20 protein-coding genes and 2 pseudogenes are annotated in these 19,031 nt (G+C 65.8%); 11 read left to right on the top strand and 11 right to left on the bottom strand.

Annotated features, from left to right (window positions below):
- Window positions 1-72: 72 nt before the first annotated feature.
- From Q8814_RS16620 to Q8814_RS16595, 6 genes are all read right to left on the bottom strand, one after another.
- On the bottom strand, window positions 73-744 hold the full coding sequence (locus Q8814_RS16620) for a hypothetical protein (protein WP_330153115.1): 672 nt from the start codon (window positions 742-744) through the stop codon (window positions 73-75).
- A gap of 35 nt (window positions 745-779) precedes the next feature.
- Window positions 780-2,297: a DUF4389 domain-containing protein gene (locus Q8814_RS16615; RefSeq protein ID WP_330153114.1), complete on the bottom strand. Its 1,518-nt coding sequence runs from the start codon at window positions 2,295-2,297 to the stop codon at window positions 780-782.
- Between the two features lie 83 nt (window positions 2,298-2,380).
- Window positions 2,381-2,809 carry a hypothetical protein gene (locus Q8814_RS16610; protein WP_330153113.1) on the bottom strand — a complete coding sequence of 143 codons (429 nt, stop codon included), beginning with the start codon at window positions 2,807-2,809 and terminating at the stop codon, window positions 2,381-2,383.
- Entirely contained in the window at window positions 2,806-3,336 is a 531-nt protein-coding gene (locus Q8814_RS16605) for a flavodoxin family protein (RefSeq protein WP_330153112.1), read from the bottom strand. The genes Q8814_RS16610 and Q8814_RS16605 overlap by 4 nt, the downstream gene beginning before the upstream one ends.
- 129 nt (window positions 3,337-3,465) lie before the next feature.
- Complete coding sequence (gene acnA / locus Q8814_RS16600; RefSeq protein WP_330153111.1) at window positions 3,466-6,261, bottom strand: aconitate hydratase; 2,796 nt, start codon at window positions 6,259-6,261, stop codon at window positions 3,466-3,468.
- A 152-nt stretch (window positions 6,262-6,413) separates the two neighbouring features.
- Window positions 6,414-6,851 (bottom strand): dihydrodipicolinate synthase family protein, encoded by a 438-nt coding sequence (locus Q8814_RS16595; RefSeq protein WP_330153110.1) that lies wholly within the window; start codon window positions 6,849-6,851, stop codon window positions 6,414-6,416.
- A 195-nt stretch (window positions 6,852-7,046) separates the two neighbouring features.
- Between Q8814_RS16595 and Q8814_RS16590 the strand changes: the two genes are divergently transcribed.
- The 6 genes from Q8814_RS16590 to Q8814_RS16565 all read left to right on the top strand — a co-directional run bounded on the left by Q8814_RS16590 (window position 7,047) and on the right by Q8814_RS16565 (window position 12,747).
- Window positions 7,047-7,967: a LysR family transcriptional regulator gene (locus Q8814_RS16590; protein WP_330153109.1), complete on the top strand. Its 921-nt coding sequence runs from the start codon at window positions 7,047-7,049 to the stop codon at window positions 7,965-7,967.
- A 297-nt stretch (window positions 7,968-8,264) separates the two neighbouring features.
- Window positions 8,265-10,286 carry a DNA/RNA non-specific endonuclease gene (locus Q8814_RS16585; RefSeq protein ID WP_330153108.1) on the top strand — a complete coding sequence of 674 codons (2,022 nt, stop codon included), beginning with the start codon at window positions 8,265-8,267 and terminating at the stop codon, window positions 10,284-10,286.
- A 16-nt stretch (window positions 10,287-10,302) separates the two neighbouring features.
- Window positions 10,303-11,220, top strand: a complete 918-nt coding sequence (locus Q8814_RS16580) for a zinc metalloprotease (protein ID WP_330153107.1) — start codon at window positions 10,303-10,305, stop codon at window positions 11,218-11,220.
- Window positions 11,220-11,531 carry a hypothetical protein gene (locus Q8814_RS16575; protein WP_330153106.1) on the top strand — a complete coding sequence of 104 codons (312 nt, stop codon included), beginning with the start codon at window positions 11,220-11,222 and terminating at the stop codon, window positions 11,529-11,531. Before Q8814_RS16580 ends, Q8814_RS16575 begins: the two co-directional genes overlap by 1 nt.
- A gap of 95 nt (window positions 11,532-11,626) precedes the next feature.
- The gene (locus tag Q8814_RS16570; RefSeq protein ID WP_330153105.1) at window positions 11,627-12,556 is read left to right on the top strand and encodes a lipase family protein; all 930 of its coding nucleotides are present in this window, start codon (window positions 11,627-11,629) and stop codon (window positions 12,554-12,556) included.
- Window positions 12,553-12,747, top strand: coding sequence for a hypothetical protein (locus Q8814_RS16565; protein WP_330153104.1), 195 nt, complete (start codon window positions 12,553-12,555; stop codon window positions 12,745-12,747). Before Q8814_RS16570 ends, Q8814_RS16565 begins: the two co-directional genes overlap by 4 nt.
- A 77-nt stretch (window positions 12,748-12,824) precedes the next feature.
- Here the strand turns inward: Q8814_RS16565 and Q8814_RS16560 are convergent, their stop codons facing one another.
- Both Q8814_RS16560 and Q8814_RS16555 read right to left on the bottom strand, forming a co-directional pair.
- The gene (locus Q8814_RS16560) at window positions 12,825-13,304 is read right to left on the bottom strand and encodes a hypothetical protein (protein WP_330153103.1); all 480 of its coding nucleotides are present in this window, start codon (window positions 13,302-13,304) and stop codon (window positions 12,825-12,827) included.
- A 5-nt stretch (window positions 13,305-13,309) separates the two neighbouring features.
- Window positions 13,310-13,465: pseudogene (locus Q8814_RS16555) on the bottom strand (copper amine oxidase); the annotation flags it as partial.
- Between the two features lie 188 nt (window positions 13,466-13,653).
- On the opposite strand from Q8814_RS16555, the gene Q8814_RS16550 reads away from it, so the two are divergent.
- From Q8814_RS16550 to Q8814_RS16535, 4 genes and pseudogenes are all read left to right on the top strand, one after another.
- The gene (locus Q8814_RS16550; protein ID WP_330153102.1) at window positions 13,654-14,055 is read left to right on the top strand and encodes a TIGR03668 family PPOX class F420-dependent oxidoreductase; all 402 of its coding nucleotides are present in this window, start codon (window positions 13,654-13,656) and stop codon (window positions 14,053-14,055) included.
- Between the two features lie 1,008 nt (window positions 14,056-15,063).
- Window positions 15,064-15,363 (top strand): annotated as a pseudogene (locus Q8814_RS16545) (ArsR/SmtB family transcription factor); the annotation flags it as partial.
- A gap of 18 nt (window positions 15,364-15,381) precedes the next feature.
- The gene (locus tag Q8814_RS16540; RefSeq protein ID WP_330153116.1) at window positions 15,382-15,867 is read left to right on the top strand and encodes an SRPBCC family protein; all 486 of its coding nucleotides are present in this window, start codon (window positions 15,382-15,384) and stop codon (window positions 15,865-15,867) included.
- On the top strand, window positions 15,867-16,400 hold the full coding sequence (locus Q8814_RS16535; RefSeq protein WP_330153101.1) for an SRPBCC family protein: 534 nt from the start codon (window positions 15,867-15,869) through the stop codon (window positions 16,398-16,400). The genes Q8814_RS16540 and Q8814_RS16535 overlap by 1 nt, the downstream gene beginning before the upstream one ends.
- An 18-nt stretch (window positions 16,401-16,418) precedes the next feature.
- On the opposite strand, the gene Q8814_RS16530 is transcribed toward Q8814_RS16535, so the two are convergent.
- Genes Q8814_RS16530 through Q8814_RS16520 form a run of 3 tightly spaced genes read right to left on the bottom strand, consistent with a single transcriptional unit; the run spans window position 16,419 to window position 18,707 of the window.
- Window positions 16,419-16,559: a hypothetical protein gene (locus Q8814_RS16530; protein WP_330153100.1), complete on the bottom strand. Its 141-nt coding sequence runs from the start codon at window positions 16,557-16,559 to the stop codon at window positions 16,419-16,421.
- A gap of 28 nt (window positions 16,560-16,587) precedes the next feature.
- Window positions 16,588-17,325, bottom strand: coding sequence for a 3-hydroxybutyrate dehydrogenase (locus Q8814_RS16525; protein WP_330153099.1), 738 nt, complete (start codon window positions 17,323-17,325; stop codon window positions 16,588-16,590).
- Window positions 17,322-18,707 (bottom strand): MFS transporter, encoded by a 1,386-nt coding sequence (locus Q8814_RS16520; RefSeq protein WP_330153098.1) that lies wholly within the window; start codon window positions 18,705-18,707, stop codon window positions 17,322-17,324. The genes Q8814_RS16525 and Q8814_RS16520 overlap by 4 nt, the downstream gene beginning before the upstream one ends.
- A 123-nt stretch (window positions 18,708-18,830) precedes the next feature.
- Here Q8814_RS16520 and Q8814_RS16515 point away from each other — a divergent pair.
- Window positions 18,831-19,031: helix-turn-helix domain-containing protein (locus Q8814_RS16515; protein WP_330153097.1), on the top strand; the 201-nt coding region annotated here is incomplete at its 3' end.

The raw sequence follows: 19,031 nt of genomic DNA, 5'->3' as shown, positions 1-19,031 counted from the left end.
TCCCGCAGCTGTCGCAGGCCGACATATTGCGGTGGGCTCGACCGATCGACTGATGCCACGCGAACCGCGAGGTCACGGCACCGAGCGCTGCGCCGAAGCGCTGCTCGGAACCCGGCCCTCAGCGAGCGCCGGCAAGAATTGCCCGGTGACGAGGCCGAGCACGGTCCCGGCGACCAGCCCTGTCACCGCCGCAAGCGCCACCACCGCAGGTATCGACCAGGTGCTGCTCGGTGTGGTGGCACCCAGGTAGATCACCGCCATGGCCGGCGGCCAGCCGGCGACGTTGGCCAGCACCCACCGGCCGGGCCGACGAACCAGGGGACGCAGAACGAGAGCCTGCCCGGCGCCGAGAACTGCCCCCATCACCACCCCGAGCCCCAGAGCGCCACCCAGCACCAGGACGAGGGACGGCTGCGCACCGTCGCCGTCCCCGCCGAGAACCCCCGGTGCGGAGGCCGCGGCCCAGCCCAGTCCGGCGATCGCAGCAGTGATCAGAAGCCACCGGCGCCCGTTCAAGCGCGGGAGGAGCCTTCGCAGCCCACGGGCCTGCAGCGCGCCGAGGGCGATTCCCTCGATCAGTCCCCCGGCCACTACCAGCGCGAGCGCCACGGTTGCCTCGCGGCCTTGGGGCGCGTCGCCGGTGGTGCGCTGCGCCAGTTTCGCGGCCGACGCGGCGGCCGTCATGCCACAGAGTTCGGCGACGGCGCACAGAGCAGTCCACCGCACCGGGGACAACCCGGGCACGCTTCCTCGCCCCCGATCTGCGGTGCGCGGTCGGTTCACTGCACAGACCCGCTCGGTGGTCGATCGTCCGGCACCGGGACTGCGGGTGAGGCGGGGTTTTCGTGCGGCTCGCGCGGTCCCTGGTCGAATCGGAAGGGCGGATACTCGTCGCGCATGAGCACGACGTAGGCGATAACTCGGTATGCCCAACGGTTGATCCCCATCACGAAGTCGAACAGGGTCCGTGGGTAACGGCCGGTGAACAAGAGGACAAGACCGGCGATGAGAACCAGAATCCCGAGGAGCGAACCGAATAGCCCGGGCTGCGCGGCGACCTCGTCATCGGTCCCGGCGACCGCCACGCGCCACCCACCGAACCAGCCCGCGAGCAGCGTCAGGATGAGGTAGTGGGGAATGGCCAGCAGCCACCACTTCACCAGGACCAAGCCACGGGAGAGTTGTTGGGGGTACTCGACATCGAAGTCGGCCGGGTAATCGGTGCGTTGCAGCGTGAAGGGTGGATACCGGTCGGTGCCCAGAGCGAAGTACATGTAGAACTGCACACGCCAGAGCCACCGCAGAACACCGACGTTGAAATCGAACAGACCTCGCGGGTACCGGCCCGTGAAGAGAATCGCAAACCCTGCGACCACGGTGGTCACGAACAGTCCGATCCCGAGGAAGAACAGCACGAGGAAGTGGGGAATCGCCAGCAGCCATTTGACGAGCCAGAGCCACCGCGACAACGGTTCGTCGAGGTCACCGCGCAGGTGTGCGGCATAGGGCGGGGTGGTGACCAACGGTTGCGCAGTGACCGGCGCCGGGATGGTGGACTGCGCCCCCGGGGGAACAGCGCTTCCGCCGTCGGTTCGCACGGGCCAGTGCGGTTGCGGCGGGCCGTGCCGGCCCAAACCGAGTGCTCCTACCACGATGAGGGGAATGCCGATGATCAGGAGCACCACAGCACCGGCCAGTACGCCGAGCGCGAGCGGGCCGAGGAACTCCAGCCGAGCACCGGCCTGAACATCGACCGACACACCGGGGTTGCCGTCGGCGTTCATGACCACAACGGTCCAGGAACCGCGTTGCAGATCCCACTGCACCTCCCGGGTGCCGGCGCCGCCGGCCGAGGCCGACCAGAACGTCTGCGATGCAGGCGGTTCCGGTGCACGGTTTCCGTCGATCTGACGGTATGTCGGCCGGAAGGGGTCGAACTCGATCTCTGTCACCTCGGTGCGGGCCACGTCGGCGAGATAATCGTCGACCGCGTCCTGCGGGCCGATTCCGACGAAGATTTCCCGATCCGGCTCGTCAGGGGTGACACGCAGCAGCACACCACCGAGATCCTCGGTACTGAATCCACTCGGTAGGTCGGCATCTTCGAAGAGGTCGATCCGTTCCGAGACGAGTGCATTCGCCGACGACTGATATCGCTGTGCGGGTGAGGTGAAAAAACCCTCGTCGTTCTGCGCGAAGTATGCCCAGCCGAGAAACGCCGAAGCGCTGAGCAGAGCAAAGCCGAGCAACGCGCACAGCGACCCGACGACCAGCGCAACTATCCGTCCAGCCTTCATCGCTGCCCTCCGCGATTCGTAACCTTCGGGTCATTGTGTCGCGTGCGGCGCTCTTCGGAAGGACTTTGCGCTTTCCGTGACCTTCACTCCCGGCCACCGGTAACCAAGCGGACCAGTGCCACGATGATGCCGATGATCGTGCCGATGATGCTCACGACCAGGACGGTGCGCGCGATCAGCGTCCACGGGATGGTGCTTTCGTCGGTGAAGTCGAAAGGGAACACCTCCCAGATACGCACCAGCGCAGACAATCCCACACCGTTGATCGCGAGATCACCTAACGCCTTCAACCGGGGTGGATCAGCGAGGAGGTAGATGCAGTTCGCCACGAGCGAGACGACGACCGACGCGTTCACCCAGCCGAGCACGCGGGTGGTGTCGTCGGTGAGGAACGGCACCGCGTCCCAGCCGGGCCAGGAGTTGATCGCGTACAGCAGCACCGAATTGACGATGATCGATACCAGGTAGCCGGCGCGCCGACCGGCCACCTTTCTCTGCGACGTCTCGGTCATGAACGGGACCGTTTCTCTTGGACGAGAGAGCGGCCCCACTGGCTCGCTCGCTCCTCTTCGCCGGCCTCGAGCGCGGTTTGCTTGTCGACCAGGAAGCTCTCCGGGTCGGCAATCAGGGTGAACCCGGCCTTCCCGAGCTTCTTGGCGATCGACTTCGATGCCCGTCCGGTGAACAGCACCGGTCCGTCGTATCGCGTGTCGAACGCCGCGGCGTCACCGGTCGCGGACCCGAGAGAAGCGAGCCACTCTCGCACGCCCTCGCTTTCGGCATCCGGCTCGACGGTGAGGGTGCTGTCGGGTTCCTCTGCCGCTTCCACTGCACCGTGGCGTGTGGAGGCGCGGCTCATTCCGTGCACGTGAGTGGGTCCGCCGGCCACGACCAGATCGTAGGTGGCCAGGTTTTCATTCTTCGCATCCGCGGCCGCCACGACCTTGACCGTCGCGCCGGCCTCGATCCCTTTCGCGATGGCCTCTGCCACATGGCGGGTGTTGCCGTACATCGACTCGTAGACCACTAGCACCTGCATGTCGGACGCTCCTTTGAACCTCGGGCCGTGGCACGTCACCGCGTCGGGCAGCCGATCAATGTTAAGCCGCGGACCCGGTCCCGACCCGGCGCCGCGGCCGAGCGGCCTTCCGCTGCGGAAGGCCGAGCGCTACTCGGCAATCTGTCGCAGCACGTATCGCAGGATGCCGCCGTGCCGGAAGTATTCGGCCTCGGCCGGCGTATCGATGCGCACCGGCGCATCGAACTGCTTCTCCCCGGCATGCACGCTGACCGTCTCGGGGATGGCGTCGACCCCGGCCAATCCGGTGATCGTGAACTCCTCCTCCCCGGTCAATCCGAGGCTCTCGATCGATTCGCCCTCCGGGAACTGCAATGGCAGCACGCCCATGCCGATGAGGTTGGAGCGGTGGATGCGCTCGTACGACTGCGCGATCACCGCTCGCACACCGAGCAGCAGGGTGCCCTTGGCGGCCCAGTCCCGTGAGGACCCCGACCCGTACTCGGCGCCGGCGAGCACGACCAGCGGTGTGCCGTCCTCGGCGTAGCGCTGCGCTGCGTCGTAGATGCTCATCTGCTCACCGGTCGGGAGATACCGCGTGACCCCTCCCTCGACATCCGGCACCAGCTGATTTCGCAGCCGGATGTTGGCGAACGTGCCGCGAATCATCACCTCGTGGTTGCCGCGACGCGAACCGTACGAGTTGAAATCCGCCGGCTCGACGCCGTGTTCCTGCAGGTACTTTCCCGCGGGCCCGTCCCGTCTGATCGCGCCGGCCGGCGAGATGTGATCGGTGGTGACCGAGTCACCCAGCAACGCAAGAACCCGCGCACGGTCGATATCGCGCATGGGCTCGGGTCGGTCCGACATGCCGTCGAAGTACGGCGGCCGCCGCACGTAGGTCGAGTCGTCCTTCCACTCGAAGACCTCGGAGTCGGGCACGTCGAGGCTGCGCCAGGTGTCGTCGCCGGTGTACACGTCGGCGTAGCCGGAGTCGAACATTTCCGACCGCACGCAGTCGTCGATGACGTCCTGGATCTCCTGCGTAGTCGGCCAGATGTCGCGCAGGTAAACCGGATCGCCGTCCGTGCCGGTACCGAGCGGCTCTTCGAAGACATCGACCAGCATCGACCCGGCCAGCGCGTAGGTGATCACGAGCGGCGGCGAGGCCAGGAAGTTCATCTTCGTCTGCGGATGAATGCGTCCTTCGAAGTTGCGGTTGCCCGACAGCACCGCGGAAACGTTGAGGTCGTGCTCGTCGATCGCGGCGGCGATTTCTTCGGAGAGCGGCCCGGAGTTGCCGATACACGTGGTGCAGCCGTACCCGACGAGATAGAAGCCGAGCTTCTCGAGGTACGGGGTGAGCCCCGCGCGTTCGTAGTAGTCGGTGACGATTCGCGATCCCGGTGCGAGGGTTGTCTTCACCCACGGCTTGCTGCGCAAACCTTTCTCGACGGCCTTCTTGGCGAGCAGCCCCGCACCGATCATCACCGACGGGTTGGAGGTATTGGTGCACGATGTGATCGCAGCGATCACGACGTGGCCGTGGTCGAGTTCGAATTCGTCGCCGTCACCGACACGCACCGGCACCTTCTCCGACGGTGGTGTCTCGAGGTCGGCATCATCGGGCACCGGGTCGCGTGGCGGCGCACTCGTGTCCTTGCCTTTGATGGAGACGGGATCGCTCGCGGGGAACGATTCCATCGATGCCTCGTCGACGTCGCTGGTCTGCACACGTGAGACGACGTCGGGCACCGCTTCGCCGTTGAGCAGGGCGGCGACAGCTTTCGGGGCGAGCGCGACCGGGATGCGGTCCTGGGGTCGTTTCGGCCCCGCAATCGACGGGCGCACCGTCGACAGATCCAATTCGACGACCTCGCTGTAATCGGGTTCGCGGTCGGGATCGTGCCACAGGCCCTGTTCCTTCGCATACGACTCGATCAGGCCGACGAGCTCCTCCGACCTCCCGGTCAGGCGCATGTAGTCGAGGGTGACGTCGTCGATCGGAAAAATCGAGATCGTCGAACCGTACTCCGGGCTCATGTTGCCGATCGTGGCTCGGTTGGCCAGCGGCACGTTCGCCACGCCGGGTCCGAAGAACTCGACGAACTTGCCGACCACTCCGGTTTTGCGGAGCATTTCGGCGACGGTGAGCACCAGGTCGGTCGCGGTGGTGCCCTCCCCCATCTCACCGGTGAGCTTGAACCCCACTACCTGAGGAATCAGCATCGACGCCGGCTGCCCGAGCATCGCAGCCTCCGCTTCGATGCCCCCCACGCCCCAGCCCACGACACCGAGACCGTTGATCATCGGGGTATGGGAATCGGTGCCCACCAGCGAATCCGGGTAGGCGACCGTCGTCCCGTCGGAGTCCTCCCGGGTGAACACGACACGGCCGAGGTGCTCGAGATTTACCTGATGGCAGATACCGGTACCGGGCGGGACAACCTTGAAGTCGTCGAATGCGCCCTGCGCCCACCGCAGCAGTTCGTAGCGTTCCCGGTTACGTTTGAATTCGAGGTCCGTGTTGATTCGGAAGGCGTCGTCGGTACCGAACACGTCGGCGACGACCGAGTGGTCGATGACGAGTTCGGTAGGGATCAGCGGGTTGATGCGCTTCGCGTCGCCGCCCTGTTTCGTCATGGCGTCCCGCATCGCAACCAGGTCCACCACGCACGGCACACCCGTGAAGTCCTGCATCAACACCCGTGCCGGAGAGAACTGGATCTCCGGGTTGTGGACGGACTTCGGATCCCACCCGGCGACCGCTTCGATCTGTTCCCGGGTCACCAGCCGCCCGTCTTCGGTGCGCAGCAGGTTCTCCAGCAGGACCTTGAGACTGTAGGGAAGCCGGTCGGATCCGGGGACTCGATCAAGTCGATAGATGCGGTAGTCGGTTCCCCCGACGTGCAGGGTGTCGCGTGCGCCGAAGCTGTCGTCGGACATCTCGTACCTCCATTGGCATCGCGCTGCTCTTTCTTCAGCGGGTACCCGCCCCCACGACAGCAGAACCCTGATCGTCTGCCCCGAATCGGACCGCCGGAACGAGTCATCGGCTCGACCTCAGCTGTTCGAGCGTTCGCAGCAGTCCCGAGGGCTCACCGGCGGGTAACAACGGCAGACGGACGTCGGGAGGTATCGGTGTCCACTGTGCCGACCGCCTGCTTGATGCCCACGATCCCGGGATGCTCCGCCAGGCTCACGATGGACTCCCAGCCGAGATACCGGCCGGTGCGATACGGCACGTTGTACAGGACCAGTGGGGGCGTGGTGCGCTCGGCGACGTGCTCGAAGAGCGCGACCACGCCCGCTTCGGATGGTCGCGTGTAGTACGGGACCACTACCAACGCCCCGGCCACCCCGTCCACCTGTTCCAGTTCCTCGATGGCACCCACAGTGCCGGCGGTGTCGTTCGACCCCGCTCCCACCAGCAGTGGAACCCCGTGTTCCCGACACACCTTGCTGCAGACCCGCACCACGTCCCGGCGCTCCTGCGGACCCAGTGTCCCGGCTTCCGCGGTGGTGCCCAACGCCACGATCCCGTGCGCTCCTCGTCGATCACAGGATGCGCGAGGAGTTCCAGGTCGTGGATCGAAAGGTCACCACCCACCGAAAAGGGGGTGACGAGCGGGACGAAGATTCCTGACGGCTGAAAGATCATGGACCGAGCCTCACCGACGGCATACCTAAGGTCCAGTTACGTTTCGAGACGTTGAGCATAAGATAACCTGATGCTCGACGTGCGCAAGCTCAGACTTCTCCGCGAACTCGCCCACCGCGGAACCATCGCGGCGGTTGCGGAGGCCCTCTCGTACACACCTTCGGCGGTTTCCCAGCAGCTTGCCGCCCTCGAACGCGACGTCGGTCGGTCCCTCCTGACGCGCACCGGACGTCGGGTCACTCTCACGCCGGCGGGAACCGTGCTTGTCGAGCACACCGAGATACTTCTCGCGGATCTCGAACGAGCCGAAGCCGAGCTGGCAGCGAGCGAAACGCGCTTGTCCGGTCCGGTCCGCCTGGGATCATTTCCTACCGCCCTTCGAACGATCGTGCTCCCGGCAATCTCGGAGATCGACAGCGCCGAACCGGAGTTGGAGATGGCGGTGCTCGAGGTCGATCCCGCCGACGTCCCGAATCTGCTGCGCGGGAATGAGCTGGACATGGCCCTGGTCCATGAATACGACAACGTCCCCTCGACCATCGGTCCGGGCATCGAACTCGAACCGCTTCTCGACGAGGTTGTGTACCTGGCCTCACGCGCATCGCCGGAAGTGTCGGATGACGCCGCGATCCGCGCCCACGCCGACAGCCGGTGGATCGTCGGCAACCCCGGCACTCTCTGCCACAGCATGACCGTGCGCACCTGCCGGTCCCAGGGCTTCGAACCGCAGGTCGCCCATCGGATCGACGACTTCGCGACCGTCCTGCGATTCGTCGCTGCGGGATCCGGTGTCGCGCTGGTTCCCCAACTCGGGGCAACCGACGTTCCCCCCGGGGTGGCGCTCACCGCTCTCGAGATAGGGCGACATACCCGGATCGCCTACCGTAGCGGAAGCCGATCGAGGCCGGCCCTGGCCGCCGTCGCGTCCGCACTTCATCGCGCAGCCCAGCGCTTCGAGGGCGTTCGTCGAGACCTGCGCCCGCGCGCGTAACACGTTGCTGCCCAACAGAAGCAATTCACCAGCATCGGCTTCAAGGGCCGCGAATCCGCGCCGAAGGCGAAGCCCTCTACTCGATCGCGGGGGACAGCGGAACTCGCGTGATGGAGACACGAGGGGTCGGCAATTCCATCCCTGGGGTGACTGCCCCGACGTGTCGGCCACTGCCACGCTTGGATTCGTGCGCCGAGAGGAATCGAGTAGTCCACTACGCGCGACCGTGCAGCACGCACGCGCCAAGCTTTTCTCAGCGAATCAGGGCTGCACATACTTCGACACAGCGGGGCACCCATGACCATCATCGACACGCTCTCCACCAACGGATCAGCCGAACCGCGCGCCGGTTCATACGAGTCCGAGCGGCACCACCAGCTGGAGGCGGCAGCGCAACGCATCGCCGAACGTACGGAGCCGCGGATGCACCATGCACAGGTGCTCCGGCAACCCGGCGGCATGGCGGAAGCTAATGACGACTTCCGGATCATCAAGCGCATCAATCACATCGAGAACTACTATCGCAGCGGGGAGGGCACAGCCCCGGCCCCGGACCTCGCCGCGGCGGTGAAGCAGGCCGAAGAGGTATTCGAGGTCGACCGCGAAGATCTGCTCGAGAGAATCATCAATACCGCCGATTTTCTCGGCGTGCGGTATCTCGACGAGGGAACAGCGGCGGCAAGGTCGGTCGGCCGGGTACTGATCGACCTGCGCTCGGGCAGACCTCGCGGCTACGGCACCGGCTTCATGGTTTCGCCGACGCTCCTTCTTACCAATCACCACGTGTTGCCCGACGCCCACACTGCGCGGGTCAGCCGGATCGAGTTCGATTATCAGGACGGGCCGGGCGGTGCCGAACTCACGCCGAGGACCTTCGGCTTCGACCCCGATCGCTTCTTCATCGCCGACCGCGCTCGCGACTTTGCGCTGGTGGCGGTCGATGCAACTCCGGACGCGTTGCAGGAGTATGGATTCAGCCGCCTCACCGCGGAGCAGGGCACTGTGATCATCGGCGAGTCCGTCACCATCGTCCAGCATCCGGGAGGGCGGAAGAAGCAGATCGTACTGCGAGAGAACCGGATCATCGACATTCCCGAACGGTTCGTGCACTACTGCGCCGACACCGAACCCGGGTCGTCGGGTTCACCGGTGTTCAACGACCAGTGGGAAGTCGTGGCGCTGCACCATGCCAGCGTGCCCGCACCCCAGCACCCGCAGTTCGGCGGTGTGCTCAACGAGGGCGTCCGGATCAGCGGAATCCTCGCGCACGTACACGCACAGGATCTGCCGGACGACCAGCGTGCGCTACTCGACGAACTCGAGTCGGTGCCGGCTCGCCCCTCCCCGGAACTCCCTGCGGTCCCCGGCCGCAACGAGAAGTCCGGAGAACCCGACACCGTCGACCATGGCGACGGCACTGTGACCATCCGGGTTCCGATCGAGATCACGGTGCGGCTCGGGGACCTGCCGCGCGTGACGCCGGTCCATCGCGAAGCCATCTCGATCGATCCGGACTACACCAGCCGCGGCGGGTACGACCCGCGGTTCCTCGCCACCGAGGTGCCACTGCCACAACTCGGAAGCGGTGTCGCGGAGCTCGCCTCGCAGGAGTTGAATTACCACCATTTCAGCATCGTCATGCACCGACGCCGTCGGCTGGCCCTGTTCACCGCCGTCAATATCGACGGGCAACAGGCGCAGCAACCGCGACGCGACCCGGACCGCTGGATTCTCGATCCGAGACTTCCCGCCGACGAGCAGACCGGCGAACGTGTCTATGCGGACAACCCGCTCGATCGTGGGCACCTGGTACGGCGACTCGATCCGGCCTGGGGGCCGCTTGCGAAGGCCGCGAACGACGACACCTTCCACTTCACCAACTGCACCCCGCAGCACCATCAGTTCAATGCCGGCAGCACGCTGTGGCTCGGCCTCGAAGACCACATCCTGCGCAACACCGACAACCATGATGTGAAGGTGACCGTCATGACGGGCCCGGTGCTGGCCGACGACGACCCGCAGTACCGCGGGGTTGCGTTACCGCGGCAGTTCTGGAAGGTCGTCGCCATGGTCAAGGGCGACGGCACTCTGTCTGCCACGGGTTACCTGTTGAGCCAGGCCGCCCTGCTCGACGACTTCCTGACAGGTCCTGAGGAGTTCTCCTTCGGCGCCTATCGCACCTACCAGGTGCCGGTGCGGCGGATCGCGACGATGACCGGTCTCGGTTTCGCTCCCCACATCGCGGCCGATCCGTTGGACCGCATCGAATCTTCCGGCGCACCAAGAGAATTGCTGCGCATTCAGGACCTCATCCTCTGATCACGAAGGACTCGAGATGACCAGCATCGAAACTCCGGCCCGGCGCAACTGCGGGGCGATGGAGATCCACCGCCGCCTGCTCACCGAATCGGAAAGCTACCGGGTCAACCGCGCCGAACTGGAAGATCAGACCATCCTGCTCGAGAGCCTCGGCTTCGAAAGCGCCGAGATCGTTCGGATCCCCGTGGTCGTGCATGTCGTTGCCAACACCGACGAACAGAACATCGACGACGATCAGATCCGCTCGCAACTGACGGTTCTCACCACCGATTTCCGATCCGCCAATCCGGACCTGTCACGGGTACCGTCGCCGTTCGCTCCGCTCGTCGGTGACCCGATGATCGAGTTCGAACCGGCAAGTGTCGATCCGGACGGCAACCCCACCGACGGGATCACCCGCACGATCACGCCGGTACGCGCGTTCGGCACGGACGACGCCGTCAAGTTCCGGGCCCGCGGCGGCATCGACGCCTGGCCCGCCGACCGATACCTCAACATCTGGGTGTGCCGGCTCGACCGTGGCCTGCTCGGATATGCGCAGTTCCCCGGCGGCGCCGCGGAGACGGACGGGGTCGTCGTGAACTACACCGCGTTCGGCACAACCGGCACCGCCACCGCACCATTCGACCGTGGCCGCACCCTGACCCACGAGGTGGGGCACTACCTCAACCTGTTTCACATCTGGGGTGACGACGGGACCGGGTGCGGTGGCACCGACGAGGTCGACGACACCCCCAACCAGGCGGGACCGAACTACGGCAAACCCACGTTTCCTCGTGTGACGTGTGGAAACGGGCCACATGGCGATATGTTCATGGACTACATGGATTATGTCGACGACGAGGCCATGATGATGTTCACCGCCGGGCAGGCCGCCCGCATGCGCGCATGTCTCGAGGCGGCGCGCAAGTCCTTGTGGTCCGGTCGCCCGTGATGGGCGCTCTGCACCGCCGGTGGTGGCACTCGTTCGAAGAGGACCACGACGGTATCGAGGTCTACCGTCCCGACGGTTTCGACTTTCCTCCCGCGCGCGGTCGCGGGGGGATCGAGTTCCGCGACGACGGCACCGCCGTCGAATGGACTTCCGGTCGCGCGGATGCCCCCGAGGCGTACGAGGGAACGTGGCAACCGGAGGCGGATGGGGAATCGTTGGAGGTGGCGACAACGGGGGGTCGTCCGCGGTCGGTGCGTGTCGTTCATGTCGATGCGCACCGACTGGAGATCCGGACCGGACAACGACCATGACACGGCCGAGCACCGCGACCCGGATCGGGCACATGAATCCGGCAGCACCCACCGGGCATCCGAACCGTCCGTAACACCCATCGAGGTGAAAAATCATGGCGCACATTACTTTCGTGCACGGAATCGCGAACAAGCCGGCCCCCGACGAACTGCTTTCCCAGTGGAAGTCGGCGCTGCGCGCAGACAACGGCGTCGATCTCGACGAGCGAGGTGTGACGACGTCGATGTTGTACTGGGCCGACATGCTCTACCCGACTCCGATTGTTCCGGGGCCCTCCCCCGAATCCACGGTCGAGTCGGTCGAAGCGGCCGATCCCGGCGACGCGGATCTTGCATGGCTCGACGAAGTTCCCGCCGACGAACGCGGATTCGTCGAGCGACTCGCAAAAGACGTGGGCATGGAGGGCACGGCTGCCCAGATCGAAGCCGACGTCCTTGTCCCCCAGACAGATCTCGAACTGCTTCCGCTGCCGGGGTGGGTGGAGCGACGGTTGATGCGGGTGTTCCTCCGCGACGTCCACCACTACCTGTACGACGCAAGCTTCTCACCGCGGGCCGGGGCGACATTCCGGATCCGCACCGACATCCGGGCCCGTGCAAGGGCAATGCTGCACGACGCGGCGGCGCTGCCCGGACCGCATCTGCTCGTGGGTCACAGCCTCGGCAGCGTCATCGCCTACGACGCCCTCACCGGCATCGACGATATTCCGGACGTGGACGCTTTCCTCACCCTCGGCAGTCCCCTGGGGATAGCGGAAGTGCAGGACGGTCTGACTCCACCGTGGACATCCGGTAACGGCTGGCCGAACAAGTGTCTCGGAGACGGGCCGTGGCGCAACGTCTTCGATCCCTTCGACCCGGTCTGTGGACTGACCGACCGCCGAATCGGGGGCGACTTCCGCCGCGGCGGCCGTATCCGAGTCGACGACATCGAGGTGGCAAACTCCGGTACTTGGCGTCACAGCATCGACAAGTACCTCCGGCAACAGGCGGTACGCGAGTATGTGCGGGCATTCATCGAATGACCACCGCTCTGATGGGGTCACACTTGACCGTGCCCGCGGGCGTGCCCGCCGACGACGCGCGCATCGCCGCCGACACCTCGATGGCGCTCATCAGCTCGCACACCCTGCCCACCGACCAGGCAGCGGAACTGCTCGACTCGGCCGGCCGCGCTCTCGACACCGGGGTCGGAATCACCTCGGCATCACCATGATCCTGATGGCCGTAGCCCCTGTGCTGGCGCTGCTGTGCTGGCGCTGCGAACCCTGCGTCCCCGCCCAACACAACCAGTCAGGCATTGATCCTCCCGGGAAGTCGTGGTCGGCGGCTTTCGGTCGCAACGTGACGAGTCTCGTAGAACAGCATCGTCGCAGCGATCACCGATTCGAGCGCGGCGGTCGCAAGAGCAGCCGCCATCGGACCCGACATCGGATGGCTCACCGAAGCCGAAGCTGCACCCTGCATCACGTTCCCGTGGTGACCGCCGCCGGAACCGGGACTCATCAGAGCCAGGTGCAATGCGATCATGCCGACGTTCATCATCGCGACGAGACACCAATCCCATGGTGAGCCACGCACCCACAGGTGCCGCGCGCAGTACAGACATCCGAGGATCATCGCTACGGTCATCACGCTGATCGTCGGCGAATATGCCGCATACCCGACGAGTGACACGGCATGCAGCGCCGCCGAGACGACCGCGAGGGCCGCGGCCGGTCGCCGCAGCCAGGGGCTGGTGCGGCGAGCGACCGAAGAGAGGGCGGTGGACACGACTTCTACCCTTTGCAGCAGTGCTTCGCGGTGCTCGCCGGCACGTCGAGCGCAGGATTGCGATCGAAGAATCCGACGGGCTCGAGCTTGAACCCGACATAGTCGACCGGCATGACCGGCCAGTCCTCGGGGCGGGGGAAATACGTCAGTCCGAACGTATTCGATGCCGGCCATCGCCGAAGACCGGTGGCCCAGCCGTGCGAAGCCTGTACTGTCGGACAGTTCTCAACCAGACCACCTCAGTGTCAGTGCTACCCGACTTCATCAGCGGCCGGGGAATCCGGGTGTCGCTTACCTGGCGTCGGCGATGGACGTGATCATTCGGCCCTCCGGAGCTACGTTGAGGTGCATGGACATCCGCCGCCGTGTCGCCGCCGCCCGAGTGGCCCGACTCGCCACCGCGAATGGGTCCGGCGTGCCGCACTTGGTCCCGATCGTGTTCGCCCTCGACGGCGATGCGATCCACACCTGTGTCGACGACAAGCCGAAGACCACCCGACGGCTGCGTCGCCTGACCGACATCGCCGACAACCCCCGGGTGAGCGTGCTGGTCGACCACTACAGCGACGACTGGTCGCAGCTATGGTGGATCCGCATCGACGGCATCGCCACGGTCCACGGCGCGGATACCGACGCCGGCGCCACCGGACTCGACGCGCTGGCCCGCAAGTACCCGCAGTATCGGGTGAGGCGGCCACCGGGACCGGTGATTACGATCGACCGGCTGCGCTGGCAATCATGGTCGGCGTGAGCCGCGACTTCGGGTACGCCGCCGGACCAGCCGAAGGATGATGTGCATTCGAGATGGTAGGTGAACAGATGTGCGCGACGGTGCCGCCGGGCTCAACCCCCCGGATCGTGAGGGCGCTGCACAATCCCGATTCCGGCACGGGCCGCTCCCGGACCGACCGCGGCACCGCAGACCGGCATCCGGTCAGACCGAACGCCATCTCGTGCACGGTGCTGATGCGGGTGAGATTCAGCGCCTGCGCGTCGACATCAGACCCGAGATGATTCCGGCACGGGGATCGTGTGCACCATCGTCGGTGGCGTGCCGTATGAGGGACTCGGCATCTCCAGCAACGTAAACGACGCCACCATCGCGGATCGACCATGTCGCAGACTGCGTCGCCTACCGCACAGACCGTGGCGACCGGAACCGTCCCGAACCCCGGTCGGCGAGATACCCGCCAGCGCTCCCGGGGCACTCGGCATGCGCGAGGGCGATCTGTCGGTGCAACTCGTCGACCCCGATCTCCTTCGACCGGTTGTACGTGTGTACCGAGCGGGCTGATCTCTCCGGAACGGCCGATCCGCACCGTCCGCATCCCGCGGACGGCGGCAAGGATCGGATGAACCGTCGACGTGAGTTTGCCGACGTGGAGGGCGCCGTCGATCCCGAAAACGATCATCGGAGGACAGCTCTCGGGTTCCCGGCGGGGATGCCGCGGTGCGGCCGATCTTCGTCGGCCGTACCGAATGTGCAACTGACGGTATTCGCGCTCCTGAAATCCGTTCCGTGAGAATCGCCCCGTAGAAGATTGTGCGGTGGTCGACCCGGGCACCTTTGAGACTCGCACCTGTCAGGTCTGCCTCACGCACGTCCGTGCCAAGAAGGTTGGCGCTGGGAACTCCCAACCTTTCCGGGCTACGCAGCGCTAGGGTGACCGGCCCACGCGTGGTGTCCACCCCTCGCCAATCCCAAGAGTTGCTGGACACCTCTTGACAGCCACGATGCGTAAGCGGAGACTTACCGTTCGTAGCTACTTACCAAGCTGGAGACGAATGGGGCGCGCTCGCCGATCGAACGAGGCGCACGATCCTCGAGCGCCTGGCCGAAAGCCCGTGTGCAGTAGGTGAACTCGCCCGCGAACTGCCGATCAGCCGACCGGCGGTCTCGCAACACCTGAAGGTCCTCAAGGACGCCGGGCTGGTCCGCGATCGGGCCGTCGGCACCCGCCGCATTTATCACCTCGACCCGGCCGGGATCAGCGTGCTGCGCACGCAGCTCAACCGGTTCTGGGCACAGGCCCTGACCGCCTACAAGGACGCCGTCGAACCACCCCCAGGAGAGGTCATGACACAGACACACGCCGAACCGGTGCAGCAGCAGATCATCGTGAACGCAGGGATGGAGCGCGCGTTCGCACTATTCGTCGAGCGATTCGATGCGATCAAACCGCGTGAGCACAACATCATGGCGGTCCCGATTGCCGAGACCGTGTTCGAACCGAGAGTGGGCGGTCACATTTACGACCGCGGTGTGGACGGCTCCGAATGCCGATGGGCGCGGGTGCTGGCCTATGAGCCGCCGAACCGGCTGATGTTCAGTTGGGACATCAACGGGCACTGGCAGATCGAGAACGACCCGGCCAAGACCAGCGAGGTCGAGGTCCGGTTCATTGCCGAATCCGACGATCGCACCCGAGTCGAGCTCGAGCACCGCAAGCTCGAACGCCACGGCAAGGATTGGGAGACGGTCCGCGATGGTGTCGGGCATGACGCCGGGTGGCCGCTCTACCTGCAGCGCTACGCCGACGCCATCGACAGGGGGCAGCGCTGATGGCGCCGATCACGACCAGTATCGACGTCGACCGCCCACCGGCGCAGATGTTCGCCTACGTCACCGACCCGACCCGCTTCACCCAGTGGCAGAAGGGTGTGGTCGGCGGCCATATGAACGGCACCGGAACGCCTCGGGTCGGTGAGAAATGCCGCACCACGCGCCGCATCGGATTCGCCGAACGATCGGTGACTGCCGAACTCACCCATATCGACCCGCCGAATACATGGGGGGTGCACGGTGTCGACGACCCCATCCGGGCGGTCGTGGATGTGACGGTCGATCCGCTCGACTCCGGACACCGCTCCCGGGTGACGATCGCAGTCGACTTCGAAGGCCACGGGATCGGGAAGCTTCTCGTGCCCCTCTCTGTGCGCCCACAGGCCCGCAAAGAAATGCCGTGTAACCTGGCCACGCTCAAGCAGCGCCTGGAGCACAGCCAGCACAGCAGAACTGAGCATCGGATCTCCCTCACCGGATGCGTCTCATCCCTTCGGCGCACACTCGCTGCTCACACTGAGGGCCGGCGATAGGCTTCGTACATCGAACCGTCACAGCCGGCGCCGAGGCCGTGGTGACGGCGGCGACGCCCACACGGCGGCGTGCAGACCCATCATGTCCGCGACGAGCCCGCCGACGATGTACCCGCTGTCGCGCCAGGCCCGGTAGATCCCGACGGCGCGGACACCCACTGATCGCGTCGAAAGCCCGTGTGGCCGGTCAGCGGGCGGTCCAGCCGCCGTCCATCGTGTAGGAGGCGCCGGTGACCATACCGGCGTCGTCCGAGGCCAGCCACGCGACGAGGGAAGCCACATCCCCAGGTTCGACGAGCCGCTTGATCACCGGCTCGGTGAGCAGCACTTCGGCGAGCACCCGCTCCTCGGCGATACCGTGCAGCCGAGCCTGGTCGCGGATCTGGCTCTCCACCAACGGCGTTCGCACATAACCCGGGTTGACGCAGTTGCTGGTGACGCCGTGCGGACCGCCCTCGACTGCCATGACCTTCGACAGCCCCTCGAGACCGTGCTTGGCGGTGACGTATGCGGACTTGAAGGTCGACGCCCGCAGCCCGTGCACCGACGACACGTTGACGATGCGTCCGAAGCCACGGTCGTACATGTGCGGCAGGACCGCCTTCACCATGAGGAAGGGCACCTCCACCATGAGGGTCTGGATCATGCGGAAGTCGGTGAGGGCGAACTCCTCGATCGGGCGGACCACCTGGATGCCGGCGTTGTTGACGAGGATGTCGACCTCGAGCCGGAGCCCATCGAGCTGGTCGGAGTCGAGCAGGTCCACCGCCCACGCCTGCCCGCCGATCTCGTGGGCGAGGGTCTTGGCAGCGACCTCGTCGACGTCGGCGACGGTAACCTGCACACCGCGGGCGGCCAGTTCTCGAGCACACGCCGCCCCGATACCGCCGGCGCCGCCGGTGATCAACGCGGTGCGGGCACTCATGCGGGTACCGCCGTCTTCTCGTCGGCGACGGCGCGGGCATCCGCGGCATCGACCTCGCGCAGGCTCAGGCCCCTGGTTTCGCGGGCGGACACGACGGCGATGATCGTCACCACCGACGCCAAGGCCAGGTAGATCGCGATAGGCACAGCGCTGCCGTAGTGGCTGAGCAGCGCGGTTGCGATGATCGGCGCGAGCGAGCCGGCGACGATGGAGGTCACCTGGTAGCCGAGCGAGACACCCGCGTAGCGCATGCGGGTCGGGAACATCTCGGCCATGATCGCGGGCTGGCCGGCGTACATGAAGGCGTGGAACACCAGTCCGATGATGATGGCGAACATGACAAGGACGTTGTGTCCGCTGTCCATCATCGGGAAGGCGAAGAAACCCCATGTGCCGGCAGTGACGGCACCGACCATGTACACGGGGCGGCGGCCGAAGGTGTCGGACAGGCGTCCGATGACGGGGATGATCGCGAAGTGCACGGCGTGCGCGGCGAGCATCCACCACAAGATGGTGGAGGTGTTCGCCCCGACGACCACCTTGAGATAGGTGATCGAGAACGTGACGACGAGGTAGTACATGACGTTCTCGGCGAAGCGCAGGCCCATGGCGGTGAACACGCCCCGTGGGTATCGCTTGACGACCTCGACGACGCTGTACGAGCTGGACTTGATCTGCTCGGCCTCACGCTGAGCTTCGAGGAAGATCGGCGCGTCGGTGACCTTGGTGCGGATGTAGTACCCGACCAGCACGATGACGGCCGAGAGCCAGAACGCGATACGCCAGCCCCATGAGAGGAACGCCGCGTCGGACAGTGTGGTGGTCAGGACCAGCAGGACGACGGTGGCGACGAGGTTGCCCATCGGGACGCCGGCCTGCGGCCATGACGACCAGAAGCCGCGGGAACGGTCGGGGCTGTGCTCGGCGACGAGCAACACCGCACCGCCCCACTCACCACCGACGGCGAAGCCCTGGACGAAACGCAGCGTGACGAGCAGGGCAGGCGCCCAGTAACCGATGGCACCGAAAGTCGGCAGACAACCCATGAGGAAGGTGGCGATGCCGACGAGCACCAGGCTGGTCTGCAGCAGTTTCTTGCGGCCGAACTTGTCGCCGAAGTGGCCGAACACGACGCCGCCGAGAGGCCGCGCCACGAAGCCGACGGCGTAAGTGACGAAGGCGGCGATGATGGCGTCGAGCTCGTTGGTGTCGCCGGGGAAGAAGACCTTGGAGAACACCAGGGTAGCGGCGGTGCCGTAGAGGAAGAACTCGTACCACTCGACGACGGTGCCGGCCATCGAGGCGCCGACGACCTTGCGCAGGCCCGAGTCGGGGGTCTCGTCCGGTATGCGGCTGTCGGGCCGCGCCTGTTCGACGTTCATTGCTTCGTCCTCCCCGATTCGACTGTGATGGGTAACACTTCAGATCGCATGTGCCGAGTATCAATGCGCAGATCTGCATGCACAATGCTGCGATTCGCGGAGTAGATCTGCAAGAATGCACATATGAGCGCGCCGTCGGCCGATGACCTGCTGGTTCTGCTGGCCGTCGGCCGCACGGGCCGCTTCACGACGGCCGCCGACGACCTCAGCGTCAACCACACGACCATCGCCCGTCGCATCGCGGCCCTGGAGAAGAGCCTCGGCGGACGCGTGCTGGCCCGCGTTTCGGGCGGATGGGAACTCACCGAACTCGGCCGCTCGGCT

Source organism: Rhodococcus chondri (genome assembly GCF_036327435.1).
Taxonomy (GTDB): Bacteria; Actinomycetota; Actinomycetes; order Mycobacteriales; family Mycobacteriaceae; genus Rhodococcus; species Rhodococcus chondri.
Note: the sequence above shows the minus strand (reverse complement) of the source record. Positions and strands in the feature narration are given on the sequence as shown.